Genomic DNA, 15,360 nt, shown 5'->3' with positions numbered 1-15,360 from the left:
GATAATTATTAAAGATAAAACTTTTAAAGGAGTTTTATCTTTTAATGTAGAAATATAGAAAATAGTAGAAATATAAACAATAAAGATACAAAATCTTTATTTATTATTTAAATTTTAATATGAGGTGAAGAGGAATGAGAAAAGCAATTATTGCTGGAAACTGGAAAATGAATAAAACTGTTGAAGAAGCAGTAAAAATGGTAGAAGAATTAAAACCATTAGTTAAGGATGCAACTTGTGATGTAGTTGTATGTCCTACTTTTGTATGTTTAGATGCTGTTCAAAAGGCAGTAGCTGGATCAAACATAAAAGTTGCAGCACAAAATATGCACTTTGAAGAAAGTGGAGCTTTCACAGGAGAAGTTGCTCCAGGAATGTTAGAAGCTATGGGAATTGAATATGTTGTTTTAGGACATAGTGAAAGAAGAGAATACTTCAATGAAACTGATGAAGCATTAAATAAGAAAGTTAAAGCTGCATTTGCTCACAATATTACTCCAATCCTTTGTTGTGGAGAATCTTTAGAACAAAGAGAAAATGGAACTACTAACAAAGTTCTTGAAGCTCAAATCAAAGTTGATATAGCTGGATTAACTAATGAACAAGTAGAAAGACTTGTTATTGCTTATGAACCAATTTGGGCAATCGGAACAGGTAAAACTGCTACTGATGAACAAGCAAATGAAACAATTAAAGCTGTAAGAGCTATGGTTGCTGAAATGTATGGAACTGAAGTTGCTGATAAAGTAAGAATCCAATACGGTGGATCAGTTAAACCAAACACAATAAAAGCTCAAATGAAAATGTCTGATATAGATGGAGCATTAGTTGGTGGTGCTAGCTTAGTAGCTGCTGATTTCTCTGCAATAGTTAACTACTAAGAATAATAAAAGGCTATGATTTAATCATAGCCTTTTTTGTTTTTAAGAAATTATGTAAATTTAAAAATCTATAATAATTTATAAATTTATGTGTTTAAAGAGATTATTATTTATTATTTAAATCGGATAATTTATTTCCAAAAGTTTCAAGAAGTTCTGCATCTTTATGAAGCTCGAAAATGGAATTAATAATTTGATTTAAAGCTTCAACATTTTCATTAACATTTTCGTTAGTATCCTGAATTTGCTCACTCATATTAAAAATAGAATCTTTTACACTATGAAGAACAGTGCCTATTTTTTTAGATTGTTCACTATTCATATTAGATAATTTTCTTATTTCTTGTGCAATAACACCAAATCCAGCACCAAACTCTTTAGCTCTAGAAGCTTCTATTGAAGCATTAAGTCCTAATAAATTAGTCTGCGAAGAAACATTATTTATGTATTTTGCAACTTGATCAATTTCTTCTACTTGATCAGCAGAAGTATTAGCTGAAGTAATTAATGTGTTAAACCTATTTACTAGATTACTATTTATTTCATTGACTTTATTCACATAACTTTCAACTTCAGTGATTCTTTCGTATATATTATGAGAAACTTCAAATAATTTTTTAGTTAAATCCTTACCTATATATTTTTGATATCCAACATCTGAAAGAGTATTAGCTATTATAAAAAGTAAATTCGCAGCAGCTTCAATTGATTCTTTTGAAAGAACTCTTATTTCTCTAACTGCATCAATATACTCATCTTCGTTAATCCCTAATTCTTTTGCTACTATTCTAATTTTATCTTCTTTAGGGGCTTGGGGCAAAATTTGACCACCAACTAAAGAACCAATTTGAATATTTCCTATTAAAATTGGAGCAGCAAAATCCATTAATCCAGCATGACAATAATAAACAGTAGTTTTTTTTGATTTTCCAGATTTAAGGCCACCTTTAATATCACATTCATTGCATCTTTTTAACCCTTCAGAAGTACCACGGGTTAGATTCATACAAAACCTTGATGGTTTAGTCATTTTCGTAACAGGACCGTCAAGATCAACAGCTACTGTTGAAATTCCAGTAGTATCTGAAAATGCATCTAAAATTTTTTGAAGTGTATCTACATTTATTACATCTGTTAACTTTACATTAGATAAGTTAGTATTTTTCATATAAAAAAAGCTCCCTTTTATTTAATTTTTGTAAAATTCGACAAGAAAAAACAATTATTCCTTATCGATCTATATTATACAGTAGACATACTTAATAATCAAAAAATAGCAAAAAAATTTATTAAGTAAGATAAATTTTAAAAAAATATTTATTGAAATAATAAAACAATGTTATATAAATGTTAAATAAAAATGATAATGATTATCAAAATAATCATTTAATACACAAGAATAATATGATAATATATTAGTAAATATTAACATGTTAAATTTAAATAAAGAGGTAATAAAAATGTCAATAATAAATGAAGGTATAATATATCATGACATAATAGAGAGCATGGTTGCAGCATTAGAAGCTCGAGACTTATATACATCAGGGCATTCTACAAGAGTAAGTGATATGACATATAAATTATGTCAGCATTTGAATTTGTCAGAGGAAACTTTAGAAATGTATCATATAGCTGCTCATTTGCATGATATAGGAAAGATAGGAGTTTCAGATAATGTTTTAAATAAAAAAGGTAAATTAGATTTTGAAGAGTGGCAAATGATGAAAAAACACCCCGAAATAGGATATAACATTCTTAGTAAGGCAAATAGTCTAAAAGAAATATCTCATATAGTTTTACATCATCATGAAAGATGGGATGGTGCAGGATATCCTCTAGGTTTAAAGGAAGAAGAAATTCCAATGGGAGCTAGAATTATAGCTGTGTGTGATTCAATAGACGCTATGAAAAGTGATAGACCATATAGAAAATTAATTAGTGATGAAGAATGTTTTAATGAAATTCTAAAAAATAAAGGAATAATGTATGATCCTAAAGTTGTTGATTGCATAATTGAACATTGGAATAAAATTGTAACAGAATACTACAAATAAAAAATAGTTATGTTTTAAATAAATGTTTATATTATAAAAAATAATATAAAATATATACTTATTGAAATATTATGTATAATGATGTTTTTCCTTAGTAACTTTTGTAGAATGATGATGTTATAAGTTGCAATAAACATAAAAAAATAATATAATTATAGTGGTTAAAAATATAGAAAATAAAAGATAATAATAGTATATTATGATATTAGCAATAAATTTGGAGGGATAGGAAGATGTCAAAAAAACCTGTTATGTTAATGATATTAGATGGTTTTGGTATTGCACCAAAATCAGAAGGAAATGCGGTAAGTTTAGCTAAAAAACCAAATTTTGATAGATTAGTAGCAAATTATCCAACATCAAAATTACAAGCTAGTGGTATGGAAGTTGGATTACCAGAAGGACAAATGGGAAATTCAGAAGTTGGTCATTTAAATATTGGTGCTGGTAGAATTGTATATCAAGAATTAACAAGAATAACTAAAGCTATTTCAGATGGAGATTTCTTTGAAAATGAAGCTTTAAATAAAGGAATTACTAATGTTAAAAATAATAATTCTTCATTACACTTAATGGGATTATTATCAGATGGTGGGGTTCATTCACATATTGATCATTTAAAAGGTCTTTTAGAACTTGCTAAAAAACAAGGAATTCAAAATGTATATGTTCATGCATTTATGGATGGAAGAGATGTTGCACCATCATCAGGTAAAGAATTTATAGAAAAAACTGAAAAAATGATGGATGAAATAGGTGTAGGTAAAATAGCTACTGTAAGTGGTAGATACTATGCTATGGATAGAGATAACAGATGGGAAAGAGTAGAACTTGCTTATAATGCATTAGTATTAGGTAAAGGTGAAACTGCTAATAGTGCTATAGAAGCTATAGAAAATTCTTATCATGATAACAAAACTGATGAATTTGTATTACCAACAGTAGTAACTGAAAATGGAGCACCTGTTAGTACAATAAAGAATAATGATTCTGTTCTATTCTTTAACTTTAGACCAGATAGAGCTAGAGAAATTACTAGAGCTATTAATGATAAAGTATTTGAAGGATTTAAGAGAGAAACTTTAAATCTTACTTTTGTAACAATGACTCAATATGATAAGACATTAGAAGGTGTTGAAGTTGCTTATAAGCCACAAACATTAACTAATACTCTTGGAGAATATGTAAGCCAAAAAGGATTAAATCAATTAAGAATAGCTGAAACAGAAAAATATGCTCATGTTACATTCTTCTTCAACGGTGGAGTTGAAAAAGAAAATGAAGGTGAAGATAGAGCATTAATTCCTTCTCCAAAAGTTGCAACTTATGATTTAAAACCAGAAATGAGTGCATATGAAGTAACAGATGAATTAATAAAAAGATTAGATTCAGATAAATATGATATGGTAATCTTAAATTTTGCAAACCCAGATATGGTTGGTCATACTGGAGTGATCCCAGCAGCAGTTAAAGCAATTGAATCAGTTGATGAATGCTTAGGCAAGGTTGTAGATAAAGTATTACAAAAAGATGGATGTGTATTTATTACTGCAGACCATGGTAATGCTGAAATTATGATAGATTTCTCAACAGGAAATCCATTTACAGCTCATACTACAGAACCAGTACCATTTGTTTGGGTATCAAACCATGCAGAAGGAAAAACATTAAAAGATGGTAAACTTGCTGATATAGCTCCAACAATGTTAAATCAATTAGGTCTTGAAGTACCAGCTGAAATGACAGGAGAAAATTTAGTAGTAAGTAAATAATATTATTATAAGGCACATGAAAATAAGTAACAAGTTGAAAGTTGCAATGAATATTTTTCATTGTGCCTAGAATTAAATACTTAGTTGAATTTTAAGAAGGTTTGGTATAAAGTACTGTGTACTTGTACCAGACCTTATTTAAATTTATTATATAGACAAAAATTAAGAAATACAATTTTTTTGAATTAAAACTTAGATATTAAATTTATAGAGAAATATAGTAGTTCGTCATAAATCCAATCCATAAGTAATATATTTATAAAAAAGGTTTAGGGTTGATGAAATGAAAAGAAATTTTGATTATTCTGCTGATTTTGACGAGAAGACAGAAAAACTATTTAGAGAAGGAAAATATCTTGGTCAAGGAAATAATGGAATAGTATATCAACTTCCAGGTAATAAAGTTATCAAAATATTTTTAACTCAAAAGGTGTGTAATGATGAATGTGGTATACTTCACAGAACTAATGGATCAAAATATTTTCCTAGGTTATATAAAAGAGGAAAATTCTATGTAGTTAGAGATATGGTAGAAGGAGAACGTTTAGATCACTATATAAAAGAACATGGACTAAGTAAAAGATTAATTAAAAATATATATAAATTGCTACTAGAGTTTAAAAAACTTAAATTTACTAAATTAGATACAAGATGTAAGGATATATTTGTTTCAGAAAATGAAAAACTTATGATAATAGATCCTAAAAAAGCTTATTCTAGAAAGGTAGATTATCCAAGACATTTAATGAAGGGATTAAATAGAATTGGATTTTTAGAAGAATTTCTTCAGGGAATAAGTGAAATTGACAAAAAGAAATCTAAACAATGGAGTACTAAATTTGAAAAATATTTTAATAATCAAATATAAGAATTATTATAAAAGTTAATTGGCTGTCTCAATACATAAATATGTTTTGAGATAGCTTTTTGTTATATTAGAAAAATTAAACTAAAAAGAAGAGCAGTAATGAAAAAATAATTATTTTATGAATATTAAAAATGTAGTTTACTAATAATATTAAAGGAAATGAAAAAAGTCTTTTCTTTTTATACTTTATATATTAAAATGATATTGATAAGCGTTATCAAATGAATTTGTGTAAATTTAAGGAGGTTATTAAATGAAGGATTACTTAGAAATTGTGGATGTTGTTGCAAGACAAATATTAGACTCTAGATGTTTTCCAACAGTAGAGGTAGAAGTGTACTTAGAAGATGGTAGCATGGGAAGAGCAGCTGTACCATCAGGAGCTTCAACAGGAATGTATGAAGCAGTAGAATTAAGAGATGGAGATAAGGATAAATATTTAGGAAAAGGTGTTTTAAAAGCAGTACAAAATGTAAATGAAACAATCGCTGAAGAATTAATTGGATGTAATGTATTTGATCAAACATATATAGATAAAATGTTAATAGAGTTAGATGGAACTAATAATAAAGGTAAATTAGGTGCAAATGCAATTTTAGGAGTGTCTTTAGCAGTTGCAAATGCAGCAGCAAATGCATTACAAATGCCATTATATAAATATGTTGGAGGAGTAAACTCTAAGGTTTTACCAGTACCTATGATGAATATAATAAATGGTGGATCACATGCTGATAACTCAGTAGATTTACAAGAATTCATGATTATGCCAGTAGGTGCATGTTGCTTTACAGAAGCACTAAGAATGTGTGCAGAAGTTTACCATACATTAAAAAAGCTTCTTAATGATAAAGGATATGCAACAGGTCTTGGAGATGAAGGTGGATTTGCACCAAATCTAAAATCAAATGCAGAAGCAATTGACATAATTATAGAAGCAATAACTAAAGCAGGATACAAAGCAGGAGAAGATATGTTTATTGCTATAGATGCTGCTTCATCTGAATATTACAAAGATGGTAAGTATGTCTTAGAAAATGAAGGAAGGACATTAACACCAGCTGAAATGGTAGATTTCTTTGAAGATTGGGTAAATAAGTATCCTATAATTTCAATTGAAGATGGTATGGCAGAAGAAGACTGGGAAGGTTGGAAGCTAATTACTGAAAGATTAGGAAAGAAAGTACAATTAGTAGGAGACGATTTATTTGTTACTAATACTGAAAGATTAGAAAAAGGTATTGAAATGGGAGCAGCCAACTCAATACTTATTAAGTTAAATCAAATTGGTACTTTAACAGAAACTTTAAATGCTATAGAAATGGCTAATAGAGCAGGATATACAGCTGTTATTTCTCATAGATCAGGGGAAACTGAAGATACAACTATAGCTGATTTAGTTGTAGCTGTTAATGCTGGTCAAATAAAGACAGGTGCACCTGCAAGATCTGAAAGAGTTGCAAAATACAATCAACTTTTAAGAATAGAAGAAGAATTAGATGATGTAGCAGAATATAGAGGTAAAAAAGCATTCTTTAATATTAAAAATATAAATAAATAGTAATAAAAATAGCTATATTAAAATAGAATTAAATTCTAAATTGATATAGCTATTTTGCATATTAAATATTATGAAAGGAAATAATAAATCAAAGATATAGAGTATATTATATTTTAGATAATGAAGTAAAATATATAATACACAGATTTATTTACTTTTAAATGTACTTTAGTGATAAGCAAGATAATTTTATATTAATGAAAAGTTGTAATGGAATAAAAATTATGCTACAATTCAAAGTATATGTTATTTATAATTAGCTAATTATAGGAGGTGTTTACCTATGCAAAATATATTAATGGGTTTAGAAGTATTATTAGGTGTATTAATAACTGTAACTATTTTTATGCAACCTAGTAAGGCTGACGCTTTAAGTGGATTAATACAAGGTGGAACAAAAGATACATTCTTTTCAAAAAATAAAGCAAGAACTAAAGAAGTAATGCTTGTAAGATTGACTTGGGTATTTACAGGATTATTTGCACTTAATACATTAGTTTTAAATTTCATGAAATAAAATTTTTAGCTGCTTATAATTTAAGTAGCTTTTTTATTCTTTAGTAAATTATACTATTCAATAGTCTATGGATAGTTTCTAGACTACTGTATTTAAAGATATAATGAATACCCCTAAAGAATAAAAAACAATCATATATCACACCATTATTCCTGCACTATGTTTGGAAAAGGTAAATGGCTAAGAAATCTCTTTGTTATAAACCACATCTTAAATATTAGATATCTATCTAATATTTAAGATGTGGTTTATTTTTTTGGAAATTATAAAAAGTTAAATATATATATTTATATTAAAACTTATTAAAAATTAAAAAATAATATATAGATACTTGCTAAATATATTAATAACTTATATACTTTAATTATACAAAAATGGAACAATATTACATAAGAGAAGACATAAAATAAATTAATAGTGTAGATAAATTTAACTTATATTTGCCTAATCTTTATACCAAAACCAATAATATTAAAAGGGGTGATAGGTATGAATTTATTATATTTTTCAATGATAAGTGGTTTTCTTGCTCTTATTGTAGTTATTTTTCTAGTTAAAGGTATTTTGAAGAAAGATACAGGTAATGAGAAAATGGTTGAAATTTCAGGCTATATAGAGGAAGGTGCAATGGCATTTTTAAAGAAAGAATATTCTTATTTAGTGGTATTTATCATTGTAGTTGCACTAGCTATAACAATGTTTTTAAATTCAAAAACAGCAATAGCATTTGTAGTTGGGGCTTTATTTTCTATTATAGCAGGTTATATTGGAATGAGAATAGCTGTAAAATCAAATGTAAGAACAGCAGAAGCAGCTAAACATGGAATAAGAGAAGCACTAGCAGTTGCTTTCTCAGGTGGTACAGTTATGGGTTTATGTGTAGTTGGTTTAGGTGTAATAGGATTAGGTTTTTTTTCAATTATATTTGATTTAAATGCAGAATATATTACTGGGTTTGGACTTGGAGCTTCTTCAATTGCATTATTTGCAAGAGTAGGTGGTGGAATTTATACTAAAGCTGCCGATGTAGGAGCAGATTTAGTAGGAAAAGTAGAAGCTGGAATACCAGAAGATGACCCTAGAAATCCAGCAGTTATAGCAGATAACGTTGGTGACAATGTTGGTGATGTTGCTGGTATGGGAGCAGATTTATTTGAGTCATATGTAGGTTCAATTATATCCGCAATTACCTTAGGTTCTGTATTAGTAGGAGAATGGGGAATAAATATTGTGATATTTCCTTTAGTTCTTTCTTCAATAGGAATTTTAGCATCATTGATAGGAATTATATTTGTAAAAGCATATAAAGGAGATAATCCACAAAAGGCTTTAAATTTAGGTAGTACAATTTCTGGAGTTATAGTATTAGTAGTTGGATTTATAGTATGTAATACACTGATGGGATCTTATAAATTATTTTCGCCTGTAATAGCTGGATTAATTGTTGGTTTAATTATAGGAAAAGTTACAGAGTATTATACATCAGCAGATTATAAATCTGTTAAGTTTATAGCAAATGAATCTAAAACAGGTCCAGCAACAAATATCATTGCAGGTTTATCTGTTGGAATGAAATCTACAGTTATACCCGTATTATTAATAGTTGTTGGAATAATAATATCATTTTTTGCAATAGGTGGAGCGAGTGATACTTCACTAGGTTTATATGGTATAGCTTTATCTGCAGTTGGTATGCTTTCAACAACAGCTATAACAATAGCAGTTGATGCATATGGTCCTATATCAGACAATGCAGGTGGAATAGCTGAAATGTGTGAATTGGACAAGGGTATTAGAGAAATAACTGATAAATTAGATTCAGTTGGAAATACTACAGCAGCTATAGGAAAGGGGTTTGCTATAGGTTCAGCAGCTCTTACAGCTTTAGCACTTTTTGCATCATATTCTCAAACAGTAAATTTACAAACTATAAATTTACTTGATCCTTTAACTTTAGTAGGTGTATTAATTGGAGGAATGCTACCTTTCCTTTTTGCAGCATTGACAATGGAATCAGTAGGAAAAGCTGCTACTGAAATGGTTGAAGAAGTAAGAAGACAATTTAAAGAAAAAGAGGGGATATTAAAAGGCACTGAAAAGCCAGATTATTCAAAATGCGTAGAGATATCAACACATGCAGCATTAAAAGAAATGATTCTTCCAGGAATATTGGCTATAGCAGTTCCATTATTAGTTGGAATGTTATTAGGAACTGAAGCACTAGCAGGATTAATTGGAGGAGGTGTAATTACAGGTGTTATGCTTGCAATTATGATGTCTAATGCAGGTGGAGCATGGGATAATGCTAAAAAATATATAGAAACTGGAGTAAATGGTGGAAAAGGTAGTGAAGCACATAAAGCAGGAGTTGTAGGTGATACTGTAGGTGATCCATTTAAGGATACATCAGGTCCATCTATGAATATATTAATAAAGCTTATGACAATAGTGTCTGTAGTATTTGCACCAGTTATTGCTAAGTATGGTGGAGTATTAATAGATTTGTTTATTAAATAGTAATTTATATTAAATGGTTATTATGTTTAGATGGAGTACTTTTATGAAAAAATACTTCATCTAAACATTAAAATAATTTATTGAAATATTAGAAATAATAATTGTGTAATAAAAGATTTCAAGATTTTATATATAAATTTTGTAATCTTTTTTTATTCTTTAGACCAGTTATACAAAAAAATTAATTTTTTGTATAACTGGTCTCGTATTTGAAAATTATATATTGACGGAAAATTAATTCAAAAAGAACAATAATAAAAAGTATTTATTTGGAGAAATCTATTGTATTTAGTGGCTGGTTTTTGCAGTTATCTTGGCGTATAGCCATATAGATAATAATTTTGACTTTTTATAAATATGTATGCATATAAAAAATTATATTGGTTATTATAATAGCATAGAGTACAAAACAACCGAGCCAATACTTAATATATTCTTTATTGAATATATTAGGTTAGCCAAAGATTTAAATTAATTTACTAATGTAATTTATCTTAAATTAGAGGGCGATTTTATGTGGTTAGGAAAAGCTTTAATATAGTCGATGTTTTTACATTTATTATATATAGGTTCCAACTTATCATATAAGGTCAAGCGAAGATTATATCTAGTGTTGAAATGATTATACATAGCCGTGAGGTTATATATAGTTGTGTAGATATTTTTTATAGTCGAACGAAACATCTTTATAAGTAGTAATTTGTTTATTTAAAGTCGAAAGATTCTAATTAGATAATAAGTTATTTATATTGGTGCTAGGTAGGTTGTTTATGTACTCTTATTATGTTTTAAGTAATATTTATCCCATATAAGTAATTGAAATCTAAAATACCTGGACTAAATCAGGTATTTTTTATGTTTTTAAAGTAAAATATTAAGTATAACTTATACAAAAGATGTAGATTATAGATAAGTTAAACAATAAGATAAAAATAAGTTTAAATAAAAAAAATTTTATATGTCAATACTATATATAGTTATATAAAATATATATTAAGAAGCATTAATATGGTAGTATATAGTTAAGATTATAGAAAAATTTGCTATCATCGTAGATAACAGGAGGAAAAATAGTATGACAATAAAAGAAACATTAATAAGCTTTATGAAAGAACCTGCTTATAATCCAATGACTATTGAAGAATTAGCTATTGTTTTTGATATAAAATCACATGAATATGGTGCTTTTAAAAAGACCTTAAAGACTATGGAAGATGAAGGATTAATTGTAAGGAATAAAAAGAATAAATATATTATTCCTGAAAGGGTAGGATTACTTACAGGAAAACTTCAAGCTCATGCAAAAGGATTTGGATTTTTAATTCCAGATATAGAAGGAGAAAAAGATGTATTTATTCCAAGTTCATGTATGAATGGAGCTATAAATGGAGACAAGATACAAGTACAAATAACAAGAGATGATTTAAGTGGTAAAAAAAGAGAAGGCGAAGTAGTTAAAATTTTAGAAAGAAACACAACTAAAGTAATAGGTATATATCAAGATAGTAAAAATTTTGGCTTTGTAGTTTCAGAAGATACAAGAATTACTCAAGATATATTTATTTCTAAAAAAGATAGAAATGGAGCTACAGAGGGTGATGTTGTTATAGTTGAAATAACAAAATGGCCAGATAAAAGAAAAAGTCCAGAAGGAATTATAAAAGAAGTATTAGGCAAAAAAGGTGATAAGGGATTAGATATAGTAACTATCATTAGAAAATTTGGATTGCCTGAAGAGTTTAGCAAAAAGGTATTAAAATTTGCAGAACAAATTCCAGAAACAATTAGTGAAGAGGAATATAAGAGAAGAGTTGATTTAAGAAATATTAAAATGGTGACTATAGATGGTGAAGATGCTAAGGATTTAGATGATGCTGTATCTATAGAAAAGCTTGAAGATGGTAATTTTAAACTAGGAGTTCATATTGCAGATGTAACTAATTATGTTAAGGAAAACAATCCTTTAGATAAAGAGGCATTAAAGAGAGCGACTTCAGTATATTTAATTGATAGAGTTATTCCTATGTTGCCTAAAAAGTTGTCTAATGGAATATGTTCTTTAAATCCTCAAGTAGATAGATTAGCTTTAAGCTGCTTTATGATTATTGACCACAAGGGAAAAGTTTTAGACCATGAAATAATGGAATCAGTTATTAAAACTAATGAGAGAATGACTTATACTGATGTTACTAAAATATTAAGAGATAATGATCAAGAACTTATAAAGAGATATGATTATCTTTATGAAGATTTTAAAACTATGGAAGAACTTTGTGGTATATTAAGAAATAAAAGAACTAAAAGAGGCGCTATAGATTTTGAAATAGAAGAATCAAAGATAATATTAAATGAAATGGGAAAACCAATAGATATTAAGCCTTATGAACGTGAAATAGCTAATAGAATTATAGAGGAATTTATGTTAGTTTGTAATGAAACTGTAGCTGAGCATATGTTCTGGACTAAATTACCTTTTGTATATAGAATCCATGAAAATCCAGATGAAGAAAAGTTAGCTAAGTTTAAAGAATTTATTTACAATTTAGGATATACAATCCATTGGAAAGAAGAAATAAGACCAAGAGCATTGCAAGAGGTTTTAGAAAAAGTTAAGGATAAAAAAGAAGAAACAGTTGTAAGTACTTTACTATTAAGATCTATGATGCAAGCTAGATATGCACCAGAATGTATAGGACATTTTGGATTAGCAGCTCAATATTATTGTCACTTTACATCCCCAATAAGAAGATATCCAGATTTACAAATTCACAGAATAATAAAAGAACATCTTAATGGAGAAATTGATGGAACAAGAGCGAATAAATTAATATCAATAGTTGATTTTGCAGCGAAGCAATCATCAGAAAGAGAAAGAGTAGCTCAAGAGGCAGAAAGAGAAGTTGATGATTTAAAGAAAGCTGAATATATGCAAGATAGAATAGGAGAAGAATTTGAAGGAATTGTATCTTCAGTTACTTCTTTTGGAATATTTGTTGAATTACCTAATACTATTGAAGGCTTAGTTCACATGACTGATTTAGATGATGATTATTATATATTTGATGAAGCACATCTTACTTTAATTGGTGAAAAAACAAAGAATACTTATAAACTTGGTGATGAATTAAAAGTAAAATGTGTTAAGGTAGATATACCTAATAGAGAAGTTTATTTTAATATTATAAGCCGTAAAAATCATGAAGAAGAGAATCAAGAAGAAAGTAAAGAAAATGATAAAATTAATGAAGAACAAGTATTATCTTCAGATGAAGAACCAATAATAGATTAGATAAAATATATACTGATTGATTAAAGATATTAATTATATTATAATTTTATATAAGAAAAGTTAGTTCAGTTTATAAGTAAATTAGATTATTATATAGTTTATATAAGTAAATTGGCTATTATTAGTAGGTGGGTTTTAATGGTAAGAAAAAAAAGTTCAAATTCATTAGCGGAAAATAGAAAAGCTAGGCATGATTATTTTGTAGAAGAGACTATGGAAGCAGGCCTTGCGTTAGTAGGAACGGAAGTTAAGTCTATTAGAAATGGGAGAGCCAATCTTAAAGAATGTTATGCAGATTTTAGAAACGGTGAAATTTTCATAATAAATATGCATATAAGTCCATATGAGCAAGGAAATATATTTAATGTAGAAACTTTAAGAGAAAGAAAATTATTGCTGCACAAGGAACAGATTTCTAGACTTTCGGGGATGGTATCTCAATCAGGATACACATTAATACCATTATCTCTTTATTTAAAAAATGGAAGAGTAAAGGTAGCACTTGGTGTATGTAGAGGTAAAAAGAATTATGATAAAAGAGATTCTATGCTTGAAAAGGCTCATAATAGAGAAATGCAAAGAGAACTAAAGGAAAGAAATAAATATTAATTAAGCTAAGACTGTTTTAAATTTTAAAACAGTCTTTTTTTATGTATAAAAAATTATATTATAGAAGTAACTTATCAATTAGTTAGTATATAATATAGATAAAAGTATAAAAGAACCAACAATTGATTATGTTGTATAATTTACTTTACATATACAAGGATTTGAATTTTAATGTAAACAATATTAATAATAAATGATTAAATTTTTTCTCTTTTTTAAATATATTTGATATAATAATAAGTAAAATATTAATTATTATGTAGAAAGTATAAATGAATTAGAGCTGAAAAAAGAGAAAATCTTTAAGTTATCTAAAAATTGAAAATTTATTTTAAAATTCTATTATAATAGTGTATATTTATAAGTAATATATAAAATCTTTAATAGGGGGACATGAGATGTATAAGATAGTTAGTAAAAGAGAGCTTACAAATAACATATATTTAATGGACATAGAAGCTCCAAGAGTTGCAAAGTCAGCACAGCCTGGTCAATTTATCATTATAAAGAATGATGAAAAGGGTGAAAGAGTACCATTAACTATTGCAGATTACGATAGAGAAAAAGGTACTGTTGCTATTGTTTTTCAAACAGTAGGAAAGAGTACAAAAGAACTAGCTGAATATGAAGTTGGAGAGTGTGTGGCCGATTTCGTTGGACCTTTAGGTCAACCTAGTGAACTTGTTCATGAAGATTTAGAAGAATTAAAGAAGAAAAAATTAATATTCGTTGCTGGGGGAGTTGGTGCAGCACCGGTTTATCCTCAAGTTAAATGGATGCATGAAAATGGAATAGATGTAGATGTTATAGTTGGATCTAGAACAAAAGATTTATTAATATTAGAAGAAGAAATGAAAAAAGTAGCAGGAAATCTTTATGTTGCAACTGATGATGGAACATATGGATTTAACGGTAGAGTTACTGATTGCCTACAAGACTTAATTAATAAAGGAAATAAATATGATCATGCTGTAGTTATAGGGCCAATGATAATGATGAAATTCATGGCAGCTTTAACAAAAGAATTAGAAATCCCAACTACAGTAAGCTTAAATCCAATAATGGTAGACGGTACAGGAATGTGTGGAGCTTGTAGAGTTACTGTTGGAGGAGAAGTTAAATTTGCTTGTGTTGATGGACCAGAATTTGATGGACATCTAGTAAATTATGATGAGTCAATGAGAAGACAAGCTATGTACAAGAGTGAAGAAGGTAAAGCTCAATTAAAGCTTGAAGAAGGAAATACTCATAGTCACGGTGGCTGTGGTTGCAGAGGTGATAAATAATGGATA

The 15,360-nt window shown here is 27.9% G+C and carries 11 protein-coding genes; 10 read left to right on the top strand and 1 reads right to left on the bottom strand.

What is annotated here, in order from left to right:
- The first annotated feature begins 134 nt into the window (after nt 1-134).
- The gene (gene tpiA / locus ACYUET_RS05415) at nt 135-881 is read left to right on the top strand and encodes a triose-phosphate isomerase (protein WP_460278256.1); all 747 of its coding nucleotides are present in this window, start codon (nt 135-137) and stop codon (nt 879-881) included.
- Nucleotides 882-987: 106 nt separating this feature from the next.
- Here tpiA and ACYUET_RS05410 read toward each other — a convergent pair whose 3' ends face one another.
- Nucleotides 988-2,049 (bottom strand): PocR ligand-binding domain-containing protein, encoded by a 1,062-nt coding sequence (locus ACYUET_RS05410; RefSeq protein WP_460278255.1) that lies wholly within the window; start codon nt 2,047-2,049, stop codon nt 988-990.
- A 292-nt stretch (nt 2,050-2,341) separates the two neighbouring features.
- Between ACYUET_RS05410 and ACYUET_RS05405 the strand changes: the two genes are divergently transcribed.
- From ACYUET_RS05405 to ACYUET_RS05365, 9 genes are all read left to right on the top strand, one after another.
- The gene (locus tag ACYUET_RS05405) at nt 2,342-2,938 is read left to right on the top strand and encodes an HD-GYP domain-containing protein (RefSeq protein WP_460278254.1); all 597 of its coding nucleotides are present in this window, start codon (nt 2,342-2,344) and stop codon (nt 2,936-2,938) included.
- A gap of 233 nt (nt 2,939-3,171) precedes the next feature.
- Nucleotides 3,172-4,710 carry a 2,3-bisphosphoglycerate-independent phosphoglycerate mutase gene (gene gpmI / locus ACYUET_RS05400; RefSeq protein WP_460278252.1) on the top strand — a complete coding sequence of 513 codons (1,539 nt, stop codon included), beginning with the start codon at nt 3,172-3,174 and terminating at the stop codon, nt 4,708-4,710.
- 283 nt (nt 4,711-4,993) lie between these two features.
- Nucleotides 4,994-5,578, top strand: a complete 585-nt coding sequence (locus ACYUET_RS05395) for a protein kinase (RefSeq protein WP_460278251.1) — start codon at nt 4,994-4,996, stop codon at nt 5,576-5,578.
- 253 nt (nt 5,579-5,831) lie between these two features.
- Nucleotides 5,832-7,136 carry a phosphopyruvate hydratase gene (eno, locus tag ACYUET_RS05390; RefSeq protein WP_460278250.1) on the top strand — a complete coding sequence of 435 codons (1,305 nt, stop codon included), beginning with the start codon at nt 5,832-5,834 and terminating at the stop codon, nt 7,134-7,136.
- Nucleotides 7,137-7,419: 283 nt separating this feature from the next.
- Nucleotides 7,420-7,653 carry a preprotein translocase subunit SecG gene (gene secG / locus ACYUET_RS05385; RefSeq protein WP_460278249.1) on the top strand — a complete coding sequence of 78 codons (234 nt, stop codon included), beginning with the start codon at nt 7,420-7,422 and terminating at the stop codon, nt 7,651-7,653.
- Between the two features lie 489 nt (nt 7,654-8,142).
- Entirely contained in the window at nt 8,143-10,170 is a 2,028-nt protein-coding gene (locus ACYUET_RS05380; protein WP_460278248.1) for a sodium-translocating pyrophosphatase, read from the top strand.
- Between the two features lie 1,075 nt (nt 10,171-11,245).
- The gene (rnr, locus tag ACYUET_RS05375) at nt 11,246-13,459 is read left to right on the top strand and encodes a ribonuclease R (RefSeq protein WP_460278247.1); all 2,214 of its coding nucleotides are present in this window, start codon (nt 11,246-11,248) and stop codon (nt 13,457-13,459) included.
- A 138-nt stretch (nt 13,460-13,597) separates the two neighbouring features.
- Complete coding sequence (gene smpB, locus ACYUET_RS05370) at nt 13,598-14,068, top strand: SsrA-binding protein SmpB (RefSeq protein ID WP_460278246.1); 471 nt, start codon at nt 13,598-13,600, stop codon at nt 14,066-14,068.
- 398 nt (nt 14,069-14,466) lie between these two features.
- Nucleotides 14,467-15,354 (top strand): sulfide/dihydroorotate dehydrogenase-like FAD/NAD-binding protein, encoded by an 888-nt coding sequence (locus ACYUET_RS05365; RefSeq protein WP_460278245.1) that lies wholly within the window; start codon nt 14,467-14,469, stop codon nt 15,352-15,354.
- Nucleotides 15,355-15,360: the final 6 nt, after the last annotated feature.

This window comes from Clostridium sp. CTA-5, assembly GCF_054768135.1.
Note: the sequence above shows the minus strand (reverse complement) of the source record. Positions and strands in the feature narration are given on the sequence as shown.

Excerpts from the sequence above, each read along its gene's own strand:
- tpiA (WP_460278256.1), top strand. The coding sequence starts at position 135 with ATGAGAAAAGCAATTATTGCTGGAAACTGGAAAATGAATAAAACTGTT.
- ACYUET_RS05410 (WP_460278255.1), bottom strand. The coding sequence starts at position 2,049 with ATGAAAAATACTAACTTATCTAATGTAAAGTTAACAGATGTAATAAAT.
- ACYUET_RS05405 (WP_460278254.1), top strand. The coding sequence starts at position 2,342 with ATGTCAATAATAAATGAAGGTATAATATATCATGACATAATAGAGAGC.
- gpmI (WP_460278252.1), top strand. The coding sequence starts at position 3,172 with ATGTCAAAAAAACCTGTTATGTTAATGATATTAGATGGTTTTGGTATT.
- ACYUET_RS05395 (WP_460278251.1), top strand. The coding sequence starts at position 4,994 with ATGAAAAGAAATTTTGATTATTCTGCTGATTTTGACGAGAAGACAGAA.
- eno (WP_460278250.1), top strand. The coding sequence starts at position 5,832 with ATGAAGGATTACTTAGAAATTGTGGATGTTGTTGCAAGACAAATATTA.
- secG (WP_460278249.1), top strand. The coding sequence starts at position 7,420 with ATGCAAAATATATTAATGGGTTTAGAAGTATTATTAGGTGTATTAATA.
- ACYUET_RS05380 (WP_460278248.1), top strand. The coding sequence starts at position 8,143 with ATGAATTTATTATATTTTTCAATGATAAGTGGTTTTCTTGCTCTTATT.
- rnr (WP_460278247.1), top strand. The coding sequence starts at position 11,246 with ATGACAATAAAAGAAACATTAATAAGCTTTATGAAAGAACCTGCTTAT.
- smpB (WP_460278246.1), top strand. The coding sequence starts at position 13,598 with ATGGTAAGAAAAAAAAGTTCAAATTCATTAGCGGAAAATAGAAAAGCT.
- ACYUET_RS05365 (WP_460278245.1), top strand. The coding sequence starts at position 14,467 with ATGTATAAGATAGTTAGTAAAAGAGAGCTTACAAATAACATATATTTA.